Source organism: Epibacterium ulvae, assembly GCF_900102795.1.
In the GTDB taxonomy this organism is placed as follows: Bacteria; Pseudomonadota; Alphaproteobacteria; order Rhodobacterales; family Rhodobacteraceae; genus Epibacterium; species Epibacterium ulvae.
Map to the genome: position 1 here is coordinate 182,330 of NZ_FMWG01000004.1, position 24,952 is coordinate 207,281.

24 protein-coding genes are annotated in these 24,952 nt (G+C 52.2%); 12 read left to right on the forward strand and 12 right to left on the reverse strand.

The features are described from left to right. The 3 genes from BLP79_RS07980 to BLP79_RS07990 all read left to right on the forward strand — a co-directional run bounded on the left by BLP79_RS07980 (position 1) and on the right by BLP79_RS07990 (position 2,348). On the forward strand, positions 1 to 1,032 hold the full coding sequence (locus BLP79_RS07980) for a helix-turn-helix domain-containing protein (protein WP_090218245.1): 1,032 nt from the start codon (positions 1 to 3) through the stop codon (positions 1,030 to 1,032). Between the two features lie 106 nt (positions 1,033 to 1,138). Beyond that, positions 1,139 to 1,441 (forward strand): ArsR/SmtB family transcription factor, encoded by a 303-nt coding sequence (locus tag BLP79_RS07985; RefSeq protein ID WP_090217934.1) that lies wholly within the window; start codon positions 1,139 to 1,141, stop codon positions 1,439 to 1,441. Then, on the forward strand, positions 1,428 to 2,348 hold the full coding sequence (locus BLP79_RS07990) for an alpha/beta fold hydrolase (protein ID WP_090217935.1): 921 nt from the start codon (positions 1,428 to 1,430) through the stop codon (positions 2,346 to 2,348). The genes BLP79_RS07985 and BLP79_RS07990 overlap by 14 nt, the downstream gene beginning before the upstream one ends. A 68-nt stretch (positions 2,349 to 2,416) precedes the next feature. On the opposite strand, the gene BLP79_RS07995 is transcribed toward BLP79_RS07990, so the two are convergent. The 3 genes from BLP79_RS07995 to BLP79_RS08005 form a co-directional block, all read right to left on the reverse strand. After that, the gene (locus tag BLP79_RS07995; RefSeq protein ID WP_090217936.1) at positions 2,417 to 3,016 is read right to left on the reverse strand and encodes a YceI family protein; all 600 of its coding nucleotides are present in this window, start codon (positions 3,014 to 3,016) and stop codon (positions 2,417 to 2,419) included. A 112-nt stretch (positions 3,017 to 3,128) separates the two neighbouring features. Then, positions 3,129 to 4,064, reverse strand: coding sequence for an AraC family transcriptional regulator (locus BLP79_RS08000; protein ID WP_139163181.1), 936 nt, complete (start codon positions 4,062 to 4,064; stop codon positions 3,129 to 3,131). Positions 4,065 to 4,119: 55 nt separating this feature from the next. Next, complete coding sequence (locus tag BLP79_RS08005) at positions 4,120 to 4,578, reverse strand: LysR substrate-binding domain-containing protein (RefSeq protein ID WP_090217940.1); 459 nt, start codon at positions 4,576 to 4,578, stop codon at positions 4,120 to 4,122. A 9-nt stretch (positions 4,579 to 4,587) separates the two neighbouring features. On the opposite strand from BLP79_RS08005, the gene BLP79_RS08010 reads away from it, so the two are divergent. Further along, positions 4,588 to 5,055: a Rossmann-fold NAD(P)-binding domain-containing protein gene (locus tag BLP79_RS08010; protein WP_090217942.1), complete on the forward strand. Its 468-nt coding sequence runs from the start codon at positions 4,588 to 4,590 to the stop codon at positions 5,053 to 5,055. On the opposite strand, the gene BLP79_RS08015 is transcribed toward BLP79_RS08010, so the two are convergent. Continuing rightward, positions 5,040 to 5,660, reverse strand: coding sequence for a TetR/AcrR family transcriptional regulator (locus tag BLP79_RS08015; protein ID WP_090217943.1), 621 nt, complete (start codon positions 5,658 to 5,660; stop codon positions 5,040 to 5,042). The two genes, BLP79_RS08010 and BLP79_RS08015, sit on opposite strands and share 16 nt — an antisense overlap. A gap of 77 nt (positions 5,661 to 5,737) precedes the next feature. Between BLP79_RS08015 and BLP79_RS08020 the strand changes: the two genes are divergently transcribed. Continuing rightward, positions 5,738 to 6,127, forward strand: coding sequence for a RidA family protein (locus tag BLP79_RS08020; RefSeq protein ID WP_090217945.1), 390 nt, complete (start codon positions 5,738 to 5,740; stop codon positions 6,125 to 6,127). A gap of 54 nt (positions 6,128 to 6,181) precedes the next feature. Here the strand turns inward: BLP79_RS08020 and BLP79_RS08025 are convergent, their stop codons facing one another. Continuing rightward, positions 6,182 to 7,048, reverse strand: coding sequence for an SDR family oxidoreductase (locus BLP79_RS08025; protein ID WP_090217947.1), 867 nt, complete (start codon positions 7,046 to 7,048; stop codon positions 6,182 to 6,184). A 130-nt stretch (positions 7,049 to 7,178) separates the two neighbouring features. Here BLP79_RS08025 and BLP79_RS08030 point away from each other — a divergent pair, with 130 nt between their 5' ends. Continuing rightward, positions 7,179 to 8,084, forward strand: a complete 906-nt coding sequence (locus BLP79_RS08030) for a LysR family transcriptional regulator (protein WP_090217949.1) — start codon at positions 7,179 to 7,181, stop codon at positions 8,082 to 8,084. 7 nt (positions 8,085 to 8,091) lie between these two features. Here BLP79_RS08030 and BLP79_RS08035 read toward each other — a convergent pair whose 3' ends face one another. The 7 genes from BLP79_RS08035 to sbnA form a co-directional block, all read right to left on the reverse strand. Further along, on the reverse strand, positions 8,092 to 9,516 hold the full coding sequence (locus tag BLP79_RS08035) for an aminotransferase-like domain-containing protein (RefSeq protein WP_090217951.1): 1,425 nt from the start codon (positions 9,514 to 9,516) through the stop codon (positions 8,092 to 8,094). Between the two features lie 141 nt (positions 9,517 to 9,657). Continuing rightward, on the reverse strand, positions 9,658 to 10,329 hold the full coding sequence (locus BLP79_RS08040) for a GDSL-type esterase/lipase family protein (protein ID WP_090217953.1): 672 nt from the start codon (positions 10,327 to 10,329) through the stop codon (positions 9,658 to 9,660). A gap of 2 nt (positions 10,330 to 10,331) precedes the next feature. Beyond that, positions 10,332 to 11,765 carry an L-lactate permease gene (locus BLP79_RS08045; RefSeq protein ID WP_090217954.1) on the reverse strand — a complete coding sequence of 478 codons (1,434 nt, stop codon included), beginning with the start codon at positions 11,763 to 11,765 and terminating at the stop codon, positions 10,332 to 10,334. A gap of 12 nt (positions 11,766 to 11,777) precedes the next feature. Next, positions 11,778 to 12,398 (reverse strand): bifunctional phosphoserine phosphatase/homoserine phosphotransferase ThrH, encoded by a 621-nt coding sequence (thrH, locus tag BLP79_RS08050; protein WP_090217956.1) that lies wholly within the window; start codon positions 12,396 to 12,398, stop codon positions 11,778 to 11,780. Further along, a complete protein-coding gene (locus tag BLP79_RS08055; protein ID WP_090217958.1) occupies positions 12,395 to 14,191 on the reverse strand; it encodes an FAD/NAD(P)-binding protein in 1,797 nt (598 codons plus the stop codon). The genes thrH and BLP79_RS08055 overlap by 4 nt, the downstream gene beginning before the upstream one ends. Then, positions 14,185 to 15,210, reverse strand: a complete 1,026-nt coding sequence (sbnB, locus tag BLP79_RS19810) for a 2,3-diaminopropionate biosynthesis protein SbnB (protein ID WP_198511984.1) — start codon at positions 15,208 to 15,210, stop codon at positions 14,185 to 14,187. The genes BLP79_RS08055 and sbnB overlap by 7 nt, the downstream gene beginning before the upstream one ends. Continuing rightward, positions 15,210 to 16,199, reverse strand: coding sequence for a 2,3-diaminopropionate biosynthesis protein SbnA (gene sbnA, locus BLP79_RS19815; protein ID WP_198511985.1), 990 nt, complete (start codon positions 16,197 to 16,199; stop codon positions 15,210 to 15,212). Before sbnA ends, sbnB begins: the two co-directional genes overlap by 1 nt. A gap of 257 nt (positions 16,200 to 16,456) precedes the next feature. Between sbnA and BLP79_RS08065 the strand changes: the two genes are divergently transcribed. From BLP79_RS08065 to BLP79_RS08090, 6 genes are all read left to right on the forward strand, one after another. Next, a complete protein-coding gene (locus BLP79_RS08065; RefSeq protein ID WP_090217959.1) occupies positions 16,457 to 17,371 on the forward strand; it encodes a 2OG-Fe(II) oxygenase family protein in 915 nt (304 codons plus the stop codon). 216 nt (positions 17,372 to 17,587) lie between these two features. Continuing rightward, positions 17,588 to 18,478, forward strand: a complete 891-nt coding sequence (locus BLP79_RS08070; RefSeq protein WP_090217961.1) for a LysR family transcriptional regulator — start codon at positions 17,588 to 17,590, stop codon at positions 18,476 to 18,478. 152 nt (positions 18,479 to 18,630) lie between these two features. After that, a complete protein-coding gene (locus tag BLP79_RS08075) occupies positions 18,631 to 19,320 on the forward strand; it encodes a phosphoribosylanthranilate isomerase (RefSeq protein WP_090218246.1) in 690 nt (229 codons plus the stop codon). A 12-nt stretch (positions 19,321 to 19,332) separates the two neighbouring features. Next, a complete protein-coding gene (upp, locus tag BLP79_RS08080; protein ID WP_090217963.1) occupies positions 19,333 to 20,010 on the forward strand; it encodes a uracil phosphoribosyltransferase in 678 nt (225 codons plus the stop codon). After that, on the forward strand, positions 19,982 to 20,896 hold the full coding sequence (locus tag BLP79_RS08085; RefSeq protein WP_090217964.1) for an EamA family transporter: 915 nt from the start codon (positions 19,982 to 19,984) through the stop codon (positions 20,894 to 20,896). The genes upp and BLP79_RS08085 overlap by 29 nt, the downstream gene beginning before the upstream one ends. Before the next feature lie 81 nt (positions 20,897 to 20,977). Further along, positions 20,978 to 24,952, forward strand: a complete 3,975-nt coding sequence (locus BLP79_RS08090) for an amino acid adenylation domain-containing protein (protein ID WP_198511986.1) — start codon at positions 20,978 to 20,980, stop codon at positions 24,950 to 24,952.

Consider the following 24,952-nt stretch of genomic DNA (forward strand, 5'->3'; position numbering starts at 1 on the left):
ATGCCTATGCTTCCGATCCCCGCCTTTGTTGCCCTTGTGCTGTCCTATCTCGCGCTGCGCGCCTTTCTGTCAGAAGGCAGGCCTTTTCTTGTCTTGTTTCTTGTTTCTTGTGCGATTCAATCTGTGTTGGTGACTTTGGTCAACGGGTACAACATTGGCGAACTACGCCCGCTCCTCCCGGTGAGCGCAACAATGGTGCCACCGCTTGCATGGATCACCTTTCAGGATGCTTTGGTCAGCCGAAGACAATCGCACAGGTTTGTTTGGCAGATTGCGGCCCCCGTCTTTACGTTATTCTGTCGCGTCTTTGCCCCTGAGACCATTGATATAATCGTGCCGCTTGTCTTCTTGGGCTATGGTTGTGCGATCCTTCTACAGGTGCAGAATGCCTCTGATATGCCGCTTGCCAGATTAGAAGCCGGGCGGGTTCCTGCGGTCCTTTGGCAGGGGCTTGGCTGGGCGCTTGTTGGTTCTGCGCTATGCGATGTATTGATTACGCTGGCCTTTTTGACCGGAAACGACAGTTGGATCGGCTGGCTTATTACGCTTTCGTCCTCGCTTGTATTGCTGCTGTTGGGGATGTTGAGCGGCAGCCCATCAGCTATGAGCCCAACAGAGGAGGTGGCACAAACCGTGTTGCCGCCTTTGCCAGAAGACACTGAGAAGGAAGATCGTGAGATTGTCAAAAAGCTCGAAGCGCTTTTGGCGCGGGACGCATTGCATCTTGATCCAAATCTGACCTTGTTGCGCTTGGCGCGTCGTCTGCAACTGCCTGAAAAGCGGCTGTCTCGGGCTGTGAATCGCACAACCGATAGCAATGTTTCGCGCTATATCAATGCCTGGCGCATTCGCCACGCCTGCACGCGAATTGAAGAGGGGGCCAGCGTGACGGAGGCGATGTTGGACAGTGGATTTAACACCAAGTCCAACTTCAACAGAGAATTTCTGCGCGAAACAGGCCTACGTCCAAGCCAATGGCAATCTACCAGAACCAAAACGTCCAACATCACCCATATATCAAAAACATCGTAAACATTCGCATAGAGGTTGGCTGGGCAATGTTTTTCGCAAGAGGGGTTTACATAACCATTTCAGTATATGCATAGTTATTTAGCTATATATAAATGCATAAAGACACATGGCAGATCGACTTGAACAATCCAAAGCCCTCTCTAGTGAGACACGCATCGCGATCCTTGATTGGTTGCGCCGGCCTGAACACTTCTTGCATCAGGAAACGGGGGACCCTCATGAGATCGGCGTCTGTGTGACCTTGATCACGGAGAAGCTTGACATGGCGCAACCCACCGTCAGCCGCCATCTTGAACTGTTGCGGCGGGCTGAGTTTTTGAGCGTTAGAAAAATTGGTCGCTGGGCGTTCTTTAAACGCAATGAGGTTGGTATTTCCGATTATAAAGAGTGGTTGAATGAACATTTGTGAACAGGCTGATGCCCGGCTTTTACCCGGTTTCAAACGGCAATTTGTTACAATTGATGGGAACGATATTCTGGCTTTGACCGCAGGATCTGGCCCTCCTTTGCTGATGCTGCATGGCGATCCGCAGACACATCTTTGCTGGCATAAGGTTGCGCCGCATCTAACGGATCGGTTCACCGTTGTGCTGACGGACCTGCGAGGTCGCGGTGAGAGCCACAAGCCACGAGTTGGCCAGGGAGTTCATCCTTTTGCAAAGCGCACAATGGCGGCTGAACAAGTTGCGGTTATGCAGAAGCTTGGATTCAGTCAGTTTTCGCTGGTCGCCCATGATCGCGGTGCGCGTGTTGCCCGTCGTATGGCGTTGGATCATCCTGAAGCGGTCAAGCGCCTGTGTGTCATGGATATTGTCCCGGCGCTCGATTTTTATGAAAACACCAGTGCGGCACTTGCTCAGGAATATTTCTATTTCTTTTTCCTGACACAGCCCCATCCTCAGCCTGAACGGCTTATTGAAGGGGATGCGGAAGCCTTCCAGCGCCAGATCCTTTTTGGCCTGGGCGATCAGACTGTGCCTTATGACAGGGATGCCTTAGCATCGTATTTGGAGTGTTCTACGGATCCCGCAGCCATTTTTGCGATGTGTGATTGTTTTCGTGCGGGCTATGGAATTGATCGGGATCATGATGCGATAGATCGGGCTGAAAATCGCAAAATTACCTGCCCGACTCTGGTTCTTTGGGGGGACAAAGGGGTGATTGCGCGGCATTTTGATCTGAAGAACATCTGGGACGGTTGGTGCGTAGATGCGCGTTATGCGGCGATGCCAAGCGGCCATTTCATCCCCGAAGAGGCGCCAGACGCCATGTTTAACGTCCTGCGCCCCTTCCTGATTGAAGATCTTGGGATTTAAAGCGAGTTCTTTGGGCCGTTGTTTCAATTCGAAGCGCGCGACCGTGCCAATGGAGCGCTGAACTTGCGCTAATTGCGTTCTTTCATCTCCGTCACGATTGTCACCGCAATGGGGCCTGCAGAGTAGCTGCCAACATTGAAGGCCAGATGATCAATTGTTGTGCTTGCCTCAAAGGCGAGCCAGTTGCCGCTATAAATGTCAACATAAGGTGCGTAAGGATGTGGCCCGCGGTGCATCAGTTGCGTTTGCAAGGTCACGGGTTTGGTGACACCCAGTATGGTAAGATCGCCGGTGACATTAGCCGTGCTATCTCCGGTTATTTTGACATCTGTACTCTTAAATACAATCTGTGGATTTTGCTGGCCCGCAAAAAAACTCTCTCCTAGCAAGGCCTTATCCAACGGGGCGTACCCCGAGGCAAGACTGCTCACATCAATCACAACCTCAAGAGAAGAGTTTTCAACATTCTGGGCATCGAAATCCAAGACACCCTCGAAATTGGTAAACTCAGCCGTTTGAACCGATATCCCGCGATCCCAGGAAAACCGGACTTCACTGTGGCCTTGATCGGTCACATAGGTTTCGCCCGCAATACTGTGCTGTGCGTTAAATGATAGTATCAGGGCTGCGGCCAATGAATTTAAAATTGCGCAACGTTGTCTCGCCATCTCTCACTCCATAAATCTTGTAAAAAGAAGCGTTAGCGAACTTGCCCGCGTATAACTTGGCAATTCTTGCGGTCTTGTGCAGCCTTTCTGACAAAACGAGAAACAGAATCTGTCAGAGGCGGAATTTGGTTTGTGGTCTGCGTTTTGACACGGGCAAACAGATCTCTAATCCGCCCTCAGGGTTCACGGTGTCCGCGCCTTTTTCTGGGAAAAATTCATAGCTGGGTTGAGGGGCTAGTGTTCTTTCACTGGTAGGCAGCCACTGTCCAATAAGCCAATCCCAATACCGATTGGCCTGTTCTGCCCCACATAGGACCCGCAAGACGGCAAATTCGCCAGCTGGAATGGTCTGAACACCGACGATATCATCCTCAAGTATGAAATCGGACAGGATCAAACATGCATCATAGGTGCAAAATCGGGCCGGCGTGATGCTGCAATCATCGGCACCCCGACCAAGAAAGGAGGTCTTGGCCGTCAAAAGCGCTTTTGATTTCGCCCATTGTTGCAACCGCTGAAATGTCTTTGTGATGCTCGAACTTACGTCCCCGTAAGGGCCCATGTGGCGAATATATGCCACGTGATATTCTGGACGCCGTTCGATCTGTACGTCAAACGGCTGGGTTGGCGTTGAAAAGACATTTTGGCCGGGCGTATAAATTTGCGCCCGGATGGCAAGGCGCTGGTCAAGCGCGTCAAGGCCGGACCATCGCAGCTTTCGAAATTGCTGTGGTGCAACACCAAATCGTTTGCGAAAGGCGCGCGCAAAGATATCTGATCTGGAAAAACCATTGGTTAAGGCAATCTCAGTAACTGGTGTCGTTTTGGTCCGGACCAGTGCACCCGCTGCGCGTTCCAATCGAAGCCGCGCCACAAATTGAGCCGGGGTCTCCATCATGTGGGCCGCAAAAACACGTGAGAAATGATATTTGGACAGACATGCGACATCTGACATCTGCTCGAGCGTCAGCCCGTCCGCGATATGTCTACGAGCATAGTTGATGACTCTGTTGATGCGATGACGCTGTGTAAAATGTGATAAGGACACGGCTGTTTCTCCGACAGTCAAAGCGTTTGCCAAGTTCGGTGTATACGATCTCTTTTCATATTTCACTTTGCACAAATTTTTGTTTCAGGCGCTTGACCATATAGATCCACACTCGTTTGACTTTTTGGGTACGATATACGTGTTCGTGCGCTGCAAGCCCAATCTGCAGGGAAGGCAGTTCAGGCTGAAACTCAAGCCGCCGGACCTTGGGGGCGCCATCAGCAATGGCTCTGTGGATCGCGTCCGTACCACAGCCAGTACGCACAAGCTCCCAATCGGTTGCTTGATTGTCGCGGCGAACGCCAAAGGACTGTCGGTTCACGCGAAAGCCAAGATTGCTCATGGTGCGAGTTATCACATCCGACTGGTCAAACCCAACAAACGTGAGCGCCGCCAGCTCTTCAAAGCAGGTTGGCTGGCCAAGATGCTCTGACAAGTCCGTTGAGGCATAGACCGCCAAAGGCTTTTCAGCGATCTTGCGCGTGACAATATCCAACTGAGTGGGGCGATACATGCGGCTGCAATGGAGCGGGCCTACGCAGAGAGCGGGATACAGACCATCGTGTTGCGGGCCAGGAATTTTATTGATCCCAACCGTCAGGCCTGTGTGATGTCCGCAATTTATCTGTGCAACATTCAGCGGGGTAAACTTACGCTGCCGGGTCTGGCTGAAACGCGGCAGGCCATGTGTTATCTGTCCGCCTGGTCGCGTGCAGCTGTTGCTTTGGCGCAAAAACGAAAAGGGCTGCCCCAATTTGAGGATGTGCCTTTTGCTGGGCACACGCTTACAACGCTTACGATCAAATCTGAAATTGAACGTATTCAGGAGCGTGAGGTGAAATGCGTTCAGTTCCCTTGGTGGGTGTTCAAAGTCACAGCCCCGGTCTGCGCGCTTGTCTGGGAGCTGAATGAAATACGGTATCTTTGGAGCACCGATCACGTCTTCTCTGATCTAGGTTCTGGGCGATTTCAAGGTCATGCCTCTGGATGATGTGCTTCGCAGTGCTTTGTGCTGAACTGCATCAGCATATCACACATAAGATCGATAAGAGGCCGCCCAGCGGTAGAGTCTTTTTGTGTGCGATTTTGCACGTGTACGCCCATGACGGCTGTAACCAAAGAGGCTGCAAGCGACTCCGCTTCAAAACTATCTGTATCGTATGATTTCTGCGCATCGTTCCTGAGCGCTTGCACAAAATGGGCTTGCAACTCTGCCCAATAGGCCTGGGTCACAGCTTCCAGTTTAGGGCTTTTGAAGCGGACATTTTCAATCCCGGTGTTCACCATCAAGCAGCCAAAAGCGCTTGAAGTCATGGAGCCAGGCGTCACAAGCCCTTGTAAAAATGAAATAATATCTGAAATCCCGCCCACCTTCATCGGGGCCATTTCATTTGCCATTGCAGCCGCGCCATAGAAATTCAACGCCTCAAGAAAAAGACCTTCTTTGCCGCCAAATTCTGATCGTATGGCAAATTGGTTGATCCCGACATGTTGCTCCAACTCCCGGACACCCAAGGTTTGGAAACCATGCTCCCAAAAGGCAACACAGGCTTTTTTGACAGCGTCTTCGCGGTTGTAGCTTTTGGGACGGGGCATGACTTAATCCATTTGACTGTTTCAATACGGTCGCATAGTTATTATTTCAATGCAACTGTATAGAAATTGAGTTTGAGATGAGAGATGTGGTTTTCCCAACGGCTAAACAAGCAAGTTATGACGCCTATGGATATTCCGCTGCAGTCAAAAGCGGTGGGTTTCTCTTTGTATCTGGGCAAGTTGGAGCGGACGCTGCTGGTGCGGCAATTGCCGAGCCCTCAGCGCAATTCACACAGGCTTTCGCCAATCTTGCTGAGGTGCTGGATGCGGCGGGGTGCTGTTTTGATGACATTGTTGATGTCACCACATTCCATGTGAACATGTATGAGCATTTTGAAACTTTTGGGGCTGTGAAGGCAAAGATTTTCCCGGAGCCTCCGTTTCCCAACTGGACTGCCGTTGGCGTCGTAAACCTTGCTGATCCGGCTTTGCTTTTAGAGATTAAGGTTACAGCCAAACTCCCCTAAAAAGAACACACCTTGGCCTGAGAGGACCAAGGTGTGTGGACCAACTCTTGCACGCTACGCGATCTTTGTGCTGTCCAGATGCCCAAGACCCAGTGCTTTGACGGTTTCAGCTTGTACCGGTGCTGCGCTTGTATTGATCGCATCTGCCCCAAACCCTGCACCAACCACAACACGGGCGGCACGTTTACCCGCGGCTTGTGACACGAGATCTGAAACCGCGTCGGCGATGTCTTGCGGGTTTGGTGCATCTGCACCAGAGAGCATGGTCATAAAATGATCAAACATAGCGGCCGGGATTTCTCCAACCTCTCCGTAGGCAGCCACTGTGTTTTGATCCACGGGATGGGACGCACTTGCATACATTTGGGTCGGATAGGCGCTGGGTTGTACCAGGCAGACATCAATTCCAAGCTGTGACAGCTCGTAACGGTAACTTTCGCTCAGAGCTTCTACAGCGAATTTGCTGGCACCATAAATGCCAAAAAACGGAAAGGTGACCCGGCCCAGAATGGACCCAATGTTTACAATAAGACCTTCGCCGTTTTTCCGCATCGAGGGCAACACGGCGCGGGTCACGCGGTGCACCCCCGTAACGTTTACATCAAAAAGCTCAGCAACTTGTTGATCTGAAAACGCTTCAGATACGCCAGCGGAGGCGACGCCCGCATTGTTGATCAGGACATCAATATGGCCCTGTGCGGACAGGATTTCTGCGACAGCGGTTTCAACAGAGGATGATTTTATCACATCCAGATCCACAACCTGCAAACCCCGGTTGCGCAAGCTGTCTGCGTGCTCTTTGTTTTTACCTTTGGTGTTGCGCATCGAGGCAAAAACCGTGTGGCCTGACCCCGCAAGAGTTTCACAGATCAAGCGTCCAAATCCGCTGGAGGCACCGGTAACAAGGATTATTTTGGGCATGAGATGCTCACTTTTCAATGGTTAGAGTCTCCAAGGGCTTTTCGACCCTCAGCTGTGTCTGCTCTATCATTTGTGCTAAAATAGTCGTAAGTATGCCTTTGAGAACATATTCTTTGCGAGATATGCACAAATGGACGACTTATCGTTGCTGCGCCTTTTTGTGCAGGTCACGGATCAGGGAAGCTTTTCTTCGGTTGCGCGCAGCTTGCACACAACGCCGTCAGCGGTTTCTCGACAGATCTCGCGCCTTGAGGAACATCTGGGTACTCGGCTTTTGCAACGTACCACGCGCCAGCAGGTGCTGACTGAAGCGGGCGAAGTCTATCTGCATCATGCCCGGCAGATCATCGAAGATATGGACACGGCACGACGCGCGGTCTCTGAACTGAGCAACACGCCTTCCGGGGTTTTACGCGTGACAATGGAAGCTGATCTTGCGCAAACGCTTCTGAACCCGATTTTGCCCGAATTCTTATCAGCTTATCCCAATCTGCGCCTGCAATTGCACACATCTGCCACAATGGAAGATCTGGTCGGGCGGGGCATTGATGTCGCCATCCGAGTGGGGCATCTGGAAACATCCAGCCTTATGGCAAAGCGTCTTACCATGAGTCGTTCTGTCCTTGTGGCAAGTCCTGAGTATTTGGAACAACATGGCATGCCTCAGCACCCAGAAGATCTGATGCATTTGTCCTGCCTGTCTTTCAGAGTGGAGAGTGATCAAACCACCTGGCGTTTTAAATCTGCGGATAAAGTGTTGAAGGTTCCGGTTTCGGGGCGCGTTCAGGTTGGCAGTCTGGCTTTTTTGAAAGAAACCGCAAAAGCGGGTTTTGGCATTGCGATGCTGCCAATCTGGATTCTGCGAGAGGATCTGAGCGCGGGCAAGCTGTTGCCTGTCTTAGGGAAGTTCCCTTTAGAGCCGCCCGCAACGCCAATTAGTGCAGTTTATCCAAGTGGCAGAAACCTAGCGCATAAAGTCAGAGTGTTCATCGATTTCCTCACTGAAAAATTGCAAAATAATACGGACACGCCCTGAATTTTCATCAGGTGTTACGATCAAACTTTTTAGCCAGTTCTCCCAGACGCGTAATATTGCGCACAAGCGCGGGCGTCATTTTTGAGGTCAGACAAAAACGCAGGCCGCTATTATATTGGCCGGTCAAAGAAAAAATTCGGGCAGGGGCCATCACAATGCCGCTGCGTTCTATTTCTGTATGAAATTCAGCTAAATCAATAGAGTTTGGCAATTCAACCCAATGCACAAACCCTCCTGCAGGAGGGTGATAGACCGTGCCCTTGGGAAATGCCTCGTTCACAAGGTGTGCAAATTTGTTGGCAGAGGTTGCAATATTCTGTCTCAGGGTTTCGAGGTGGTTTTTATGGTACCCTTTTAGGAAAAAATCGACCAATACCGCCTGAGGCAGGCTGGAAACAGAAAGATTGCGGCCAAACATCTGCGCCAAAATCGAGGATTTATATTTCCCCGGAATACACCAGCCCACGCGAAAGCCCGGCGCAATCGTTTTGGTAAAAGAGGAGCAATAAATCACATTTTCCGCGGCAAAAGACTTGATTGCATCAACTCTGTGTTCACGTTCGACCAAATCCGCAAAAACATCGTCTTCGATAATTGGCACATCGTGTTTTTGTGAAAGCTCTGCCAGAAATTCACGTTTTTCACGGGGCATCGTAAATCCACGCGGGTTCTGCAATGTCGGATTCAGGAAAATAGCCGCCACGCCCTTTTGTTCCAAAGCGGCGGCCACAACCTCGGTATCAATGCCGGTCTTGGGATCGGTTTTCACGGGCAGTGCCTTCATGCCTGTGTGTTCAATGGCCTGCAAAATTCCGAAATAGGTCGGGTCTTCAACAATGACGATGCCTTTGGGTTTGCCAAGTGCTGTCAGGCTTAGCTCAAGCGCAACCGTATCCCCTGCTGTGATGATAATATCATCTGGGGCGCAAATCACCCCACGTGTCACCATCTGGCCCGCAATCACCTGCCGCAACCTGATATCGCCGGGCGGTGGCACAAATTTCGAGATGACATCGCTGTTCTTTGCCACAGAGGTCAAACATCGCCGCAACACAGGATCTGCCGAGAGGCTTTTGTCTAAAACAGCTGAGCCAAGCGTGACCATTGATGGCAATGACGCTTTCGCAAGCATCGCTGCGACATCCATATCGACATCTACATCAAGGCCCGAGAAGTTGAATGCCGCTTCTTGCGAGGGTTTCGCCACAATCATGGAGCCGACCCGTGGAATTGTCTGTAAAACGCCCAACTGTTCAAGCTGCCAGACCGCACGCTGTGCAGTGGCCAGACTTACATCAAACTGCTCTGCCAATTTGCGCAGCGAGGGCAAAATATCGCCGTTTTTCAAGCCTCCAGAGTCAATTTGTTTCGTCACCCAATCCACAAGGATTTGCCAGCGGAATTTCTTCTTAGAAGTCTTTTGAGGCGTCATCAGAGTATTCAATCAATACGTGAACCATCCTGAGAGAGTCTGGGTGTGTCCAAACATCTCAGGGTGGTGTTTCACAATGACGCCGTCACCTATAGAGGCGACTAGAAAAGAACAACCGCAAACCTTTGTAAATTGCAGGCCTCATGGACAAATAAATTGCTTCCATTGTTTATTTGCCCCAACGATATTGGCAAGGCTCACATAACCTGCCGCATTACTGTGAAGCCCATCGCGCTGTTTCAGGCCTGACATATAGGCCTGATCTGCGCCAAGTGGGCCCAGTATGGAAATATAGGGAAGCTCTTTTTCCTTACATATTTTATGCAATTCATCGTCAAGCCAGGAAATGTCTTTGGCTTGATAATCAAACCAGCATTGATTTAGTTGCGAAAAGAAAGGCATCTGGGCAGCCCGCACCGGTGGCGGTCCCACCACCAAAAGGGGGGCCATCTGCACAAGTCTGTCGATTACATTGCGGTAGCTGTGCAGGATATCATCGGGATCAAATCGGGGATCGCGGGTGTCATTGCCATATCGTGCGATTTCATTCAGGGCAGCGCCCAGAACGATACGGCTTTGGTCATAAGACAAAACACGGTCGCCAATCTCAGACTTGACCCGCTTTGCGATTTGGAAAATGGTCTGCCCACGGATACCGAGGTTATAAATTCCGGTGGTGTAGGGCAGATCCTGTGCTATGCGAAGGGGCCAGCCTATGCGGTCGTTGTCGCCCATGCCTTCGGTGGTTGAGGCTCCGATAAAGATAAGCCGTGCGATGTCAGGCCCTGAGGGTGTTTCAAATGGGTTCGTCACGCTTACACTCCCAGATAAATTAACAGGCTGCCGACCGCTGCAATTAAAATTGCATTCAAAACTGCCAGTAGAGCCCCATATCGAACAAGCCGTTCTTCTTCTGCTTTGCCCACATCGGTCAGACCCGCGATGAGCGCCAGAATAGACAGAGCACCCATGGCGCCATGCCCTGCGCCGCTGTTTTGGATGGCGGACAGCCAAAATGTTGTATTGCCTTCAAGCGGCAGCGTCGCAATTGTTGGCATAAAGATCGCATTGCCGCCAACATTTGATCCGGTCAGATAGCCGCTCAGCCCGGCGAGGCCTGCACTGACTGGGGCAAGGGCTGCATCTGAAAGTTGTCCCAATGCCGCTTGGAAAGAGGCAAGGAAACCGCCTTTCAAAAGCGCCTGTGAGAGCATCAGAAAGAAGAAGATGGTCAGTAGGGGTTTAACGCTGCGCGCACGCCATGTGCCCATCAGCCCATCGGCAATGCCTGATGCCCGGCCGATCATCGCAATCATGACAATCACCAGGAGCAGGGCCACACCGGGCGACGACAAGGGCTGCCATGAGACATCGGTCCCCGTGAGTGTAAATGTCTGACCAACTGGTATGAAAAACAGGATTACTTTCAGCGCAACAATGGTCACTAGCAAGGTCAGATACGGCCAGGCGGCTTTTGGCCAGGCATTTAAACGTCCCCGCAGGAATGCAACCGCAAGACCCAGAACCAGCACACACAAGGCCGCTGCGACACCGGCAATTTCAGGCCCAATTGCGCCGCTTACCGCATAAAGGACGCTGACAAAAAGAACCCATGACACAATAAGCTGTAGCCAGCTTCCCAGTCCGCGCTCTCCAACCAGCCACAGGGCAATACCACTTGCCATGAGGAACACGGGCGCGCTTACAATTGCAGAGGCCTGCCCCAGTTCAGTGGCCGGAAGCCCAGCCAGAGCCGCGCCAACAACAGTGGCCAGACCAAGCGTGCCCCAAGGCATGATAACCATCCCTGACAGGGCAACACGCATGGCCGTTTCGCGCGCAAATAATGCCAGCAACAGCGGCACGGTTGCGATCAGCGATACGCCAAACCCTGTCATTGCCTCAAGCAGTGGCGCAAGGCCCAAAGTGATAAAAACCACCTGCTGCGCCCTGCTCCAGCCCAGGTTTTGCACCCAATCCGCCAGCGCTTTATTGGCGCCGCTGCGCTCTACCAACACCACAAAGGCCAGCCCTGGTGCAATCACCGCAGCAGTGCTGGCAAACAACACTCCGGTGTCTTTCGCGACATCGCTTAAGACGGTCATGTCTGATGTGACGCCTAGGCCCAGTGCCCAGATGATGGCAACCAGAACAACCGCAGCAAGGGCGGCCTGAACAGGGGGGCGACGCAGCACCATAAGCATGGTGAAGGTCAAGAAAATCGGTGACATATGCACAAGTGTCAACATGAATGTGCCTCCTTAGGCGACGGCCTGATGCTGCCAGTTCGCAGTTTCAATTTCGTGCTCTAATGCGGTGTGATCTGCGCAGTGGGTGAGTTCGGGATGCAGGTCGCAAATATGCGCAGGGGCATGCACAAGGGCTGCGTGATCCGCAGCGGCCAGCATCCCTAGATCATTGTGGCTATCGCCAGCTGCAAAAATTTCAAACCCAAGGGCCTGAAAGGCTTTTACACATTTGGGTTTTTGATCCTGTAATCTGGGTTTCCACCCGCCAACGGTCCCATCTCCATCCGCAAAAAGGCGATGGCAATAGATCGCAGGGCGTCCGATTTTTGCACTCAGCGGCTGCAAAAATTCGTAGTAGGAATCTGAAATCAAAGCGACCTGATATTTTGCCCGCAACCGATCCAGAAACGCAGCAGCGCCGGGCAGGGGCTCAATCGTTTTTGCCACCGAAATCAGCGTCTGATACGAGATATCAGCCTCTTTCAACGCCGCAAGCCGCTCTGCCATAAGGATCGTGTAATCAGGCTCGTCGCGTGTTGTGCGCTTTAATGCATCTATTCCTGTCTCGGCTGCAATGGCCTGCCAGATTTCAGGAAACAGGACGCCTTCGACGTCCAGACAAACCATTCTCATGCCGTTCTCCTGCTTGGGATATTTTGTTCCGGGGCTAGGCAGGCTTTGGCCACACGTGCTGCATCGGCAAACGCGCGGTTGGGCGCGCCGGGCGCAGCGATATAGTGATTGTAATAAGAGGACCCTTCGGTCGGCGGACCCAGAACCCACAGGGAGGGGGAGGGCTGGTCATAGGCATCAAGCGCTCGATGGTTAGCATCTACTTTGATACCATCAAAACCTGGTGCCGCGACCACAGCACAAATGCGGTTCATCTGTTTGAGATCGGCAAAAATGCCTTCTGTGAGGCCGCACAATCCCCGATGCGGCACGCGCGCGCGCAGGATTTTTGCCTCACTCTGTACGCGCGCATTTGGCGCTTTGAGTGTCACAATATTTGCCTCAACCAAGGCCAAAAGCTCTTCGCAGCGCTCTTTTTGCGGTCCTGCAACCATGCGGTTAATCTTGCCGACCCAATCGCGGTAGAACACACGGTGCGACGACATCGTCAGCCCGCCAAAATCGACAATGTTTCGCAAAGTGTCGCGCAGATCGCGCCAGACCTCTGCCGCAGCTTTTAGGGGAGAGCGCAGCAGGCCCTGTTTCGCGGCCTCAAGGTCTGATTGCACCTGTTTGATGAGCCAGTCTTGGTACAGCGCATCTGTCAGGTTTTCCGGAATCTGAAGGTTGAGAAGTTGGTCAAGGTCAATGGTTCCAAAAATTGATTCTTGCTCTTCAAGATACCGACAAAGGTCAACAATCCCGGTCCTCAGATTCTGGCCGATTTTTGCCATTTTCAGCAAGGCCTCAGCGGCCATTTCGCCATCACCTGCCGACATATGAACAGCCAAGGCAGCGCTGCGCATTTCGAGCCGCATCAAAGGCAGGATATCTCGTTCGAAATCAAACTGCCCCTTGGGTAAGGCGTTGCGCAGTGTTTTGACCCGCTCTGATGTCAGAACAATCGCGCGATGCCGTTGACGCTGCAGCGACGTTTCTGGACGTGCACGAAATGGCAGGCCCTGACGCGATTGTACCAAAATCTGCGGCTCCTCTCCAGACGCCTGATAGCGACAGCCATGACCGCTGCGATCATGGTGCCCGCCCCGGCCTTGGGTCAGCTCGGCAAGAACATCCATCGCCGTCAAGCCAAGCCCTTGCACAGCAACCTGATCCGTTGCCACAATCGCATTCATCTGTCGGTGCAAATCGTCACTTGCATCATGTCCTGTGGTCACAATCAGGTCCGACACATCCACCAGAGTGCCCTTGTCGCCCAAAAGCCTGTACCCCTCGCCCTGGGAGGTTGGTGTCCATGGCGCCTGACCGATACGTTCAACCCGTTCTGGATACAAAGACACAGACACATTTGAAGGCGTCGACACCTGCAGAGCCTCAAAGGTGTCGTTCAGATATTCCCCGGCCAGACGCCGCGGCAAGAAATCAAAATACTGAACTTCGCGGCCGTTTTCAGCATCAATATGCCCCTGTTCATTGACGCGGATTCCCTTTCGCTGGCACCAGGTCAGAAAATCAGGACCGTTTCGGGGCAAGCTGCCGGGCACATTTCTCAACGCTGCGGCATCGGGATAAACGCCCATTTGGCCTGCCACAGTGTTTAACATCATGTGATCAGGTTGATTGACCGAATGCGCCCCTGTTCCAGGGACGCGCGGTTCAAAAATGGAAATTTCGGCAAAAATATCAGGCGTGGCTTCCAATTCGCGCAGCAGCCGTTCAAACACTGACAAACCGCGTGGACCAAGGCCGATAATTGCTATTTTCTTAGGTTCAGGGAAGTACTGTGTCACCATCGTGTCACATCTCCCAGAAAGCCGGGCACTTCGATGGCGGTCTTTTCATCCAAGGCTGTCTGTAACAGGGATTGCCCAAGCGCGAGATCCAAAATCCCCATGCCAAACGGCGAATAGATTTTAGGGCGGTTTACATCCACTGAGACTTCACCGCGGATGACTTGGCCTATGGTGCCGGTTACAAAGTCCTGATGTCCGGCAAGCTGTTCTGCCAGATGCGGCGAGGTGTTGGCCTTCAGGCAATGGGACACATCATCAAAATAGTTGTCGCACTCCAGAACCAGCTCAGGCGCGATGTCACGCAGTGAAATGTTCAAAACGATCTGACTGGATTTGAACGCATTGGGCGGGTTCACATAAGGCGTACCTGCATTTGTCGCAAAGGCCACCACATCTGCCTCAAGTGCGGTGTTCAGATCCACCTGTCTGGAGGCATAGCCAAGCTTGTCTGACGTAAAACCTGATAGCGCCTGCGCTGAATTCTCATCCAGATCATGAACCAGAACTTCGTCAAAGCTCCAGCCATCTGCCTTAAAGACTTCTGCGATATTGCGGGCGATATAGCCGCCACCGATGATCGATAGTGTTTTAGCCTTGCGGGATTTTCCGTTCAGCCAATATGCGCCCAACACCGCAGAGGCGGCGGTGCGGACTGCGCTGATACGCCCGCATTCCAAAAGCGCAATGGGATACCCGGTTTCAGCATCGTTCAGCACCAAGACAGCAGAAGCGCGCTGCAATCCTTTGTCCAGATTGCTGGGATAGCTTGCAATCCATTTGATGCCCGAAATGCCGTTATCGCCATGCAGTGCTGCGGGCAGCGCGATAATGCGGCGCAGGTCTTGCTCGGGGAAGCGCAGAAAATAGCTGTCGGGGTTCGTGGTCTGCCCTTTTTCGTGTGCCAGATAGGTTTCTGCAACCGTATCAATCAGCCCTGCGGTATTGCGATCAAGGATATCTGCAATCACGCCGCCGGACACCACATAGAAAGGCGGGGTATCAATAGAGTTATCAAACATTAAGCTGCCTCAGAATTTTTGAAAGTATTGGAGGTTAGGTCAGAAGAAAGAGCGTCTGCGCCAAAGCGTTGTGTAACCCAGGCGTCGTTATAGATCGTGTCCAGATACCGGTCGCCCAGATCCGGCGAAATTGACACAATGACATCATCAGGCGTCAGGCGATCCTGCCATTCATAGATACCAGCCAGAACCGTGCCGGTTGATCCACCGGCCAAAAGCCCATGGGTGCGCGCCAACCAGCGACACATGTGCACGGCCTTTTGTTCTTCGATCATCTCAACCGCATGCAGGCCATGCGGGTCAAACACCTCAGGCCGGCGGCTGGTGCCAAGGCCCGGAATATGACGTTTGCCTGCCGGGAAGCCAAAAGTCACCGACCCGACACTGTCGACAGCTACGATTTTGGTGTCCGGGCGATGATCAATGAAGAAGTCCCGACACCCCATAAGGGTTCCGGTCGTGCCTGCGCCGACAAAAAGATAATCGATTTGCGCGAACCCCTCACTGATAGCACGGGCAGTTGTACGTACATGCTCTCCGGGGTTGGCGGGATTGGCGTATTGGTTCAGCCAAATCGTATTGGGTTCACGCGATACACGCTCTTTGATATATGAAATGCGCGATCCAAGATAGCCGCCGTTTTCGTCCTTGTTGCACACAACTACAACTTCGGCACCCAATGCTTCGATCGTCTTTCTGTTGCTTTCAGCTGTATTTGGGTCAATGACACAGGTGAAGGGGATGCTTTTTTCGGCACAAATCATTGCCAAAGCCACGCCTAAATTACCCGAAGAGGATTCAATCAGCCGCGTGTTTGGGCCAATGCGACCCGCCTGCACGAGGGCAGAAATCATCCCACGTGCAGCCTTTATTTTAATAGAGCCTGCAGGGTTGAGCGCTTCGATTTTCAAAAATACACGCGCAGCACATAGGCCATGGACTTCGACAAAAGCGCGATCTGTTAACAAATCGCTAACTAAATAAGTCATTCTATTTCCCGATGGGTTTAAATTTATCGACCGACTAATTTCGGTTTGATCGACCTACCCACGCCAGGATCATAAAACAGTCCACAACTCTCATCGAAAAAACCATACAGCCGCCTCAGACGCCACGAGTGCGGGCAAACTATGTTCAAAATACGAATTCTGATATCAAAATGCGACCATTTCATTATCAATATTATATAATAAATCTGTGTCGAAGGTAGATTTACGGCGGTTCCCCCGCCAAAGGAGCAATCACAATGGTACAGACAGCCTTGACACAAGCCCGTGCATTAGAGCGCCCCTCGATGGCGGAAATGCTGCAGCGTGCCCCTTCGGTTCAACGGTTCTGGAACGACAACGCAAGGCTCTTCAAAGACGCCTGGACTGAATGGGAAACAGTTGAAAAAGACTCGGACCTGATTCTGGACAGCACCATTTTTGATCCCCGCCTGCGCAGCGCCATCGAACAGACCTGGAAAGACCCTAGTCAAGAAAGCACTGTTCGCAGCCTCTGGGAAGAGGTCTTCCCCGGTGTCTATAAGACACAGTTTTTCGACGTCGAAAAACTCTCTGTTCTGCGCAGATATATGGACACCGTCGCACAGGCTGACATTCCGTTGCGCGCCCCATATGGGATTTCACTCAACCGCGGCGGTGCGATGCTTGATCCGCGGTCTGAAGGCTATCTGGCTGCTCCGAATTTTCAGCATTTCTATGCTGAGTTGATGAACAGATACATGCGCCCGGTATCACGCCTGTTGTTTCCCGATATTGTCGGCTTTGACACGCAGACCTTTGGGTTTTCCATTCAATGGAGCGCTGACACAGCTGACAGATCCCTGCGACCGCATTCTGATGCATCTTCGGTGACGTTGAACATCAATTTCAATCTCCCTGATGAGGCCTTCTCTGGGTCAGCTGTAAGCTTTATTGACAGCGAGACGCGCCGTGTTGAAAAACTTACCTTCGAACCGGGCACGGCCTTGATTCACCATGGTCGCGTCCCGCATGCCTCTGAACCCATTACTGAAGGTCAGCGTTCTAATTTTGTGTTCTGGCTCTACGGTGATCGTATGCAAATTCCGCATGAAAGCGCGCCCTACACTGAGGTTGACGCACACACCCGCTGGTCCGAAAGCACAAGCGCTCCAGACAATCACGCGCCGTTTTAAGGGAGCATTCAAGCGTAGGCAAAGTTTCGCCAATTATGGTTTGTTAAGTGTTTACGCTCGCCTTTTTGGAGAGCGTAAACACTTTTTCGGACCTGGTAAATTTCTCTAAGCATATGATAATAATCTACTAATTCGCATTCTCCGTGGATTCGGGTTTGATCTGGATTTTTTCTCCTTATGGATGTAACCGCATCCTTTTTAGGAAGTCATATCGTCATGGACCGCTTTACCGCTCTAAAGGTTTTTTGTGCCGTCATCGAAGCCCGCAGTTTTACAAAAGCTGCAACCAATGTTGGTTTGTCCAGATCTGCGATCAGCAAGAACATCCGTGAACTGGAGGCGCATGTGGGTGTGAGATTGGTCAACCGCACGACGCGCGGAGTCACCGCCAGTGAAGCGGGCGCGCATTATTACAAGGCCGTGAGTGATCTCTTGCGGCGTCATGAAGCAGCAGATGATCTTGCCACGCAAAGCGCCCAAGAGTTGCGGGGCACATTGCGTCTCACCATCCCTGTTACCTTGGGATTGCACTTGGTTGTTCCGTTGCTGCCGAAATTCAGCCAAGAAAATCCTGAAGTGTCACTGGACATTTGTATGAGTGAAGAAAAGTTGGAACTGCTGGAAGGCAATTTTGACGTAGCGGTGCGGGGCAGCCATCGGTTGGAGGATTCTACCCTGATTTCGCGCCGCATTGGCAGTGTGCCTTATGTGACCTGTGCCGCCCCTCAATACTTGCAACAGGCGTCAAAAATTACTCAACCGGGAGATCTGCTACATCACCCGTTGATTGTTCATGGAGCCAACTTAGGGGATGAACAATGGTGCTTTAGTAAACAAGAAACACCTTGTCATGTAAGCGTCCGAGCGCGTCACAAATCAAATTGTAGTGAGGCGCTCAGAAGTCTTTTGGTGGCAGGTATGGGCGTGGCGCGCATTCCGCTGCCTTATGTGCGTCAAGACATTGAACAGGGGCGCCTGCAACCCTTACTTGAAGACTGGAGCCTGGAGCCCCTGTCCGTTTATGCGGTTTATCCGCAAAGCGATTTTGTGCCGCGCCGCACGCGCCTGTTTATTGACTTTCTTATTTCGTCGTTCAAGGGAACATGATAAAATATTAAAATAAAACAATAATATTCTAGAAATCTCATATTGTTTACCCTCAGTCACATCGTAAGTTACCAAAAACCAACTTCTGAATGTGCCAATGTGCCGCCATCTTGTCGTCAGTAAGAAACACATAGACACGGATGGAGAGCGACATGAAAAATATCGTTCAGGTTGCAGGAATTATCGATTCAAAAGAGGCAGAGCTTTGCTTTGCAAACGGCGCAGATTGGATTGGCTTCCCCTTGCGCCTTCCTTCGGGCAAGGATGACATTTCCGAGGCAGATGCGAAAGCGATCATCAAAACCCTGAAGGCCCCGCAACGGGCTGTGTTGATCAGCTATATGACCACAGCAGCAGAGGTCTCGCAATTCTGCGATGAGTTGGGTCTGGATGCTGTGCAGCTGCATGGTGATATTTCAATGGAAGAGCTTGCGAAGTTGCGGCAGATGCGCCCCGATCTCTATCTGCTCAAAAGCTTGGTGGTCTCGGCTGATAACCTCCCCGCATTGCGTCAACTGATCGATGACAGCGCAGAATATATCGATATGTACATTACCGACACTTTTGACCCCAAGACTGGTGCGAAGGGGGCAACCGGGATGACACATGACTGGAATGTCAGCGCTGAACTGGTTCGTCATTCTCCCAAACCTTTGATGATGGCCGGGGGGCTGTCACCAGACAATGTATATGATGCAATCATGCAAGTGCGCCCCGCGGCGGTTGATGCCCATTCTTTGCTGGAAGGCACAGACAAACGAAAAAGTGCTGAAAAAATGCGGGTGTTCTCCGCTGAAGCAAAGCGCGCTTTTTCTGAAATGTCTGTTCTGGCCGCGCAATAGGGAGGGGTCGATATGTGTTTTATTGAACTTCCTCAAACCAATCGTCTGCGTGCCTTACATGCGGAGATGCGCGACGCCGGTGCGCCGCGAGAGGTATTTGTTGCCAATGCCAATCGCATTATTCGCGATGTTTTGGAAACCTGCATAGGGCAGATGCCCTATGTCGAACACACGGTGAAAACGCCAGTGGGTGCCACATATGTTGGCACGCGGGTAGCTGTTGATGTTTGTGCGGTTTCGGTGGTCCGTGCAGGTGAAAGCATGGAGTTTGAACTGTCGAAAATTTTTCCGACGCTCCCAATAGGTAAAATTCTGATCCAGCGCGACAAAGTCAGCAAACAGGCCAAGCTGTTTTTCACTTCTCTGCCTGAAGACATTGCACAGCGTCATGTGATTCTAATGGAGCCGATGCTGGCCACCGGTGGCTCTGCACTGATGGCGATTTCTGAACTCATCGCGCAGGGCGTGGACGAAGAGCGCATTTTCTTCGCCAATATCTTAGCCTCCCCTGAAGGGTTAGAGCGCGTCCGCGCGTGCCATCCGGAGATGACAATTGTCAGCTCGTCAGTGGAGCAAGAACTCAATCAAGAGGCGTTTATGATCCCCGGCGTCGGTGATTTTGGGGATCGCTATTTTGGCACCATCAAATCAGGAGGACAAAATGGTCAACAAATCCGCCTCCCTGCCTGATGTTTTCCTGACCGCACTGGTACCCATCATTTGGGGCAGCACCTATTTGGTGACAACAGAATTTCTCCCTCCTGATATTCCGCTGACGGCCGCGGCGCTGCGTGCCTTGCCCGCGGGGCTGATCCTGCTGGCCTTTCAAAGGTACATTCCACAAGGGCAGTGGTGGTGGAAAGCTGCCTTGCTGGGGGTTTTGAATATTGGCGCATTTTTTTATTTTCTATTTCTGGCAGCCTATCACCTGCCCGGTGGGATTGCGGCGCTGATTATGTCAATCCAGCCGGTTATTGTCCTAATTTATGGGATTCTGTTGTTTCGTAATCCAGTGCGAGCGACGCAGATACTGGCCTGTCTTTGCGCGGCAACTGGCGTTGCGCTTATCGTCCTGCGCCCTGATGTGATGCTGAACGCAAAAGGTGTGATGGCAGGTGTATGTGGTGCATTTTCCATGGCCACAGGTATGGTCTTGGCCAAAAAATTCGGTCGCCCCGATAATATGCCCCTTTTGGCGTTGACCGGATGGCAGCTGACGTTTGGTGGTCTTGCTCTTCTGCCCTTTGCGCTGACAACGGAAACTCTGCCCGAGACGTTAAGCCTGCGTAATATTGGTGGTATGGCTTATCTAAGTCTGCTTGGTGCGCTTCTCACCTATGCGCTTTGGTTCCGTGGAATTGCGCGATTGCCTGCACTTACGGTCTCTTTCCTGTCGCTGCTTAGCCCGCTTTCCGCAACGGTTCTGGGGTTTGTCTTTCTTGGACAGGATCTGACCTGGGCACAGCTCTTTGGCGGCGCACTTGTGCTCTTCTCAGTCTATCTCGCTCAGCCGCAGGTCCGCTTGTTTGGCTTTGCCACCCTGACACGCAAATTGCGGATCTCTGATCTCTCCTGATCTCGCCTGATCGCACGTCGATCTTCGGATCGGTGTGCGGACCTCGAATATAGATCTTTCACATATTATGCGATGTTTTCAATGACACTTAACACAACTCCTTGTTTTTCCGTATCTAATCGTTTTTCCGAAAATAACAGCTCCACTGTCGAAAGACCCGGTACCTTAGCGGCGATGATGTATCAGATCTCGCAAGCGCGCCCCCATGATGTTGCGGTGGTGGGGCCCGGTGCTGATACTGATGACATCAGTTTTGCCGACTTGGCTATAGGTGCTGCCTCCATTGCCACTGCGCTTAACGCTGCACAGAATGCTTCTGTCGTCGATGTTGTTGGCTTGTTTGTGGAGCCATCGGTCAATATGAGTCTGGCGCTATGGGGGTGTCTCTGGTCGGGTCACGGTTATGTCCCGCTTGCGCCCGAATATCCGGATGATCGTCTAAGTTACATCATTGAACACAGTGGACTTAAACAGGTGGTGGTCCAATCGGATCTGGTGGATCGATTACGTGACCTTGCTCCTTTAGATATCGAAATCTTGCGGCTTGAAGATTTGCTGGTTGGAATCAAGGACGAGACGCGCACGCCAGAAGAAATACATCCGCTCCCGAAAAACGACACTCTGGCCTATGTCATCTACACCTCTGGTTCAACAGGATGCCCAAAGGGCGTTGAGGTTCAACAGTCAGCGGTTGTGCATCAGATGCGTTGGCTTGCTGAACAAGAGTACCTCACGCCGGATACACGAATTCTGCAGAAAACACCGATCAGCTTCGACGCGGCGCAATGGGAAATACTTGCGCCAGCAGTAGGGGCCTGCACCGTTGCAGGATCTGTCGGCCTGTACCGAGATATTGACGCGCTTATCGAACGCATTTCTGACGCGGGTGTTACGCATCTGCAAGCGGTTCCCACACTGTTAAGCGCGCTGATCCAACGGGATGATTTTCGGGACCAAAAGGGGCTACGTGCTGTTTTCTCTGGCGGCGAAGCGCTGTCTAGAAAACTGGCAGGATCTATTCTGGCTAATATGCCCTGGCTCAAACTTGTCAATCTTTATGGGCCAACAGAAACCACAATCAATGCCACAGCCTATGAGGTCACCCCACATGATCTCGTGCATGACGAGGCCATAATTTGTATTGGCCGACCCGTCAGCGGCCTGCGCTGTGACGTGCTGAATGCCGATTTGGGATCGGCAGCCGTTGGCGAAGAGGGTGAGTTATATATCTCCGGCCCGCAGGTTGCGCGCGGTTATCGCAATGCACCAGAACAGACCGCAGATCGCTTCATTGAGCGCCCAGAAGAGTTGGGCGGGCGTATGTATCGAACCGGTGATAAATGCTGCTGGCTTTCTGATGGAACCTTACGGTTCTTGGGGCGCTTGGATCATCAGGTCAAGCTGCGCGGGTATCGGGTGGAGTTGGAAGAAATCTCCTCGGCTATTGCAACCAATCCATGGGTCAATACGGCTTCTGTTGTGATCACTCAGGATGAACGCAGTGGTGAAGATCGCTTGACGGCCTGTATCGAACTGAATGCCCGTCAGGCTGCGGTTATGGATCAGGGCGTTGCGGACAGCCATCACCGATCCAAACAGAACAAACATCAGGTCAAAGCCCAGCTGGCCAACGTGGGTCTGCGCCCTAAGAACCCAAATGAGCCAATGGTGGCCCTGCAAGGCCGCCTGGAAACAGCTGAAATGCGCGAGGAGGTATTTGCGCGTAAAACCTATAGGTTCTTTGATGGCGAACCTCTGGATCTTGGTCAGATCACTGAATTTCTTGAGGGCTGGCAAAGGCAAATGGCCGGTGGTCCTGTGGGCACGTTTGCTGCGCTTACTCTTGACCGTCTGGGGGGGGTATTGCGCTGGATGGGGCAATTTCACAGCGACGAACGCCTGTTGCCCAAATATGCTTATGCCTCGCCGGGCGCGCTTTATGCCACGCAGCTTTACCTCGAAACGCGGGGCACTTCAGGGCTGCAGGATGGGTTCCATTATTACGATCCGGCCCAGCATTGCTTGCGTTTTGTGGCCCAAAGCGCGCCCCACAGCACTGTATTGGATGGAGGGATCCGCCTGCACTTCGCCGGACGCCACACGCCTTTTGAAAGCGTCTACAAAACTAATGTAGTAGAGGTGATGGAGATTGAAACGGGGCATATGCTTGGCGTGCTGTCAAAGCATCTTGCCGCGTTTGGGCAGGGGGTTTCCCCGGCACAAGGCTGTGAAGATTTGATTGCACGTCTAGGCCTGCCAAACGAAGATCACAACCTTGCCGCCTTTGATATTGTTCCAGCGGCGCGGCGCTGGCAGCCGAACCTGGATATTTTTGTACAGCAGCAGCCTTACGGCATCACGGGCTTGCAAAACGGCATGCATCACCTTGAGCAGGGACAGCTGAAGCGTATTTCTACTGATATCATCAAGGAAAATGATGTCATCGCCATCAATCAGGCGGTTTATGCTCGCTCGTCAGTTGGCATTGCCTTGGTTGGTCGGGAAACAGATGAAGCGCTGAACTATATCGCGCTTGGTTTTGCCATGCACCACGCCCAGGCCAACACCTTGGGTTTGGGGTTCATGTCTTCAGGCTACAGTTCCCATTCCGGTCACCCCTTGCCCGCAGCAAGACGTCTGGACCGCATTCTGAGCGATTGCGAGATCGAGGCGGGGCCGATGTATTTCTTCATGGGTGGACAGGTCAATCCCGCTCAGGTCAGCAGCCAAGGCATGCACGAAGACGCTGTGCACATGGAAGGACCTGCGGAGATGATCCGCAAACAGTTGAAGCGCAGCCTTCCAGATTACATGATCCCAAATAACGTGGTGATCTTTGATAAAATCCCCATTACGGCCAATGGCAAGGTTGACCACAAGGCGGTCAAAACTGCACCACAATTGCGCGAAGCGCTTGCGCCGCGTCCTTATTTGGCCCCTCAAGGGGAGACGCAGATCCGGTTGTCAGCGCTCTGGTCTGAGCTGCTGAACGTGGAGGAGATCTCGCAAGATGATGATTTCTTCTTGCTGGGTGGCAACAGTCTTGGCGCGATTTCTCTGCTACACCGCATTGCAAATCTCTTTGGATGCAAACTGCCAACCCAGTCTATTTTTGAACACAGCGTTTTGCGTGAGCTCGCAAAGGAAATCGAACGCAACTGTGCAAACAGACAGCAAGCGCCTCAAAGCCGTCTGGTGAAACTGAACCAACAAGGAACTGGGCAGCCGATCTTCATTTGGCCCGGTCTGGGCGGCTATCCTATGAAGTTGCGCGCCCTCGCACAAGAATTGGACCGCCCTGCTTTTGGTGTGCAGGCCCGTGGCTTAAACGAAGGCGAGATCCCCGCATCAACCATTGCGGAAATGGCCCGTGAAGACCTTGCGGAGCTTACTGTGCAGTACCCCGACGGTCCGATCACCCTATGGGGGTATTCCTTTGGCGCACGGGTGGCCTTTGAAGCGGCATGGCAGCTGGAACAGCAGGGCAGAGAGTTGGATCAACTGGTGCTGATCTGCCCCGGCAACCCTTCACTGCCACCAGAGCTGGCGACAGTGGAGGATAGCAAAGGCACCTTGCCAAACACAGCCCGCCCGCGACGGGCATCGCTGCAAGATCCCAGCTATCTGGCAATCCTGCTTTCGGTTTTTGCAGGTCAGATTGATGTCAAACGCACCCGCCGTCTGCTGGTTGAGTGTGTGGAAGGCAATCACCAAAGCTTCCTTGATCACCTTGCCTGCGAAGAACCTGAGATACCTCGCGATATGGCCGCTCGCATCGTCGATATCGTCCAGACTACGTATCAATTTGAATACACATTTACCGAGCTTCTGGGGAGACGCCTTCACGCGCCAGTCACGGTGATCAAGGCCAAAGGCGATGATTATTCCTTTTTGGAAAACACCTCAGGTTTTGCGTCTCAGCCGGTCAAGACACTGACTATGCCGCAGGATCACTATCAGGTTCTCCAAACTCCATATGTGCGCGATCTGGCAGGTTTGATTCAGCGATCCGCATTGCGCAAATCACCATCTGCATCTTTGGAAATTCAGGACTGA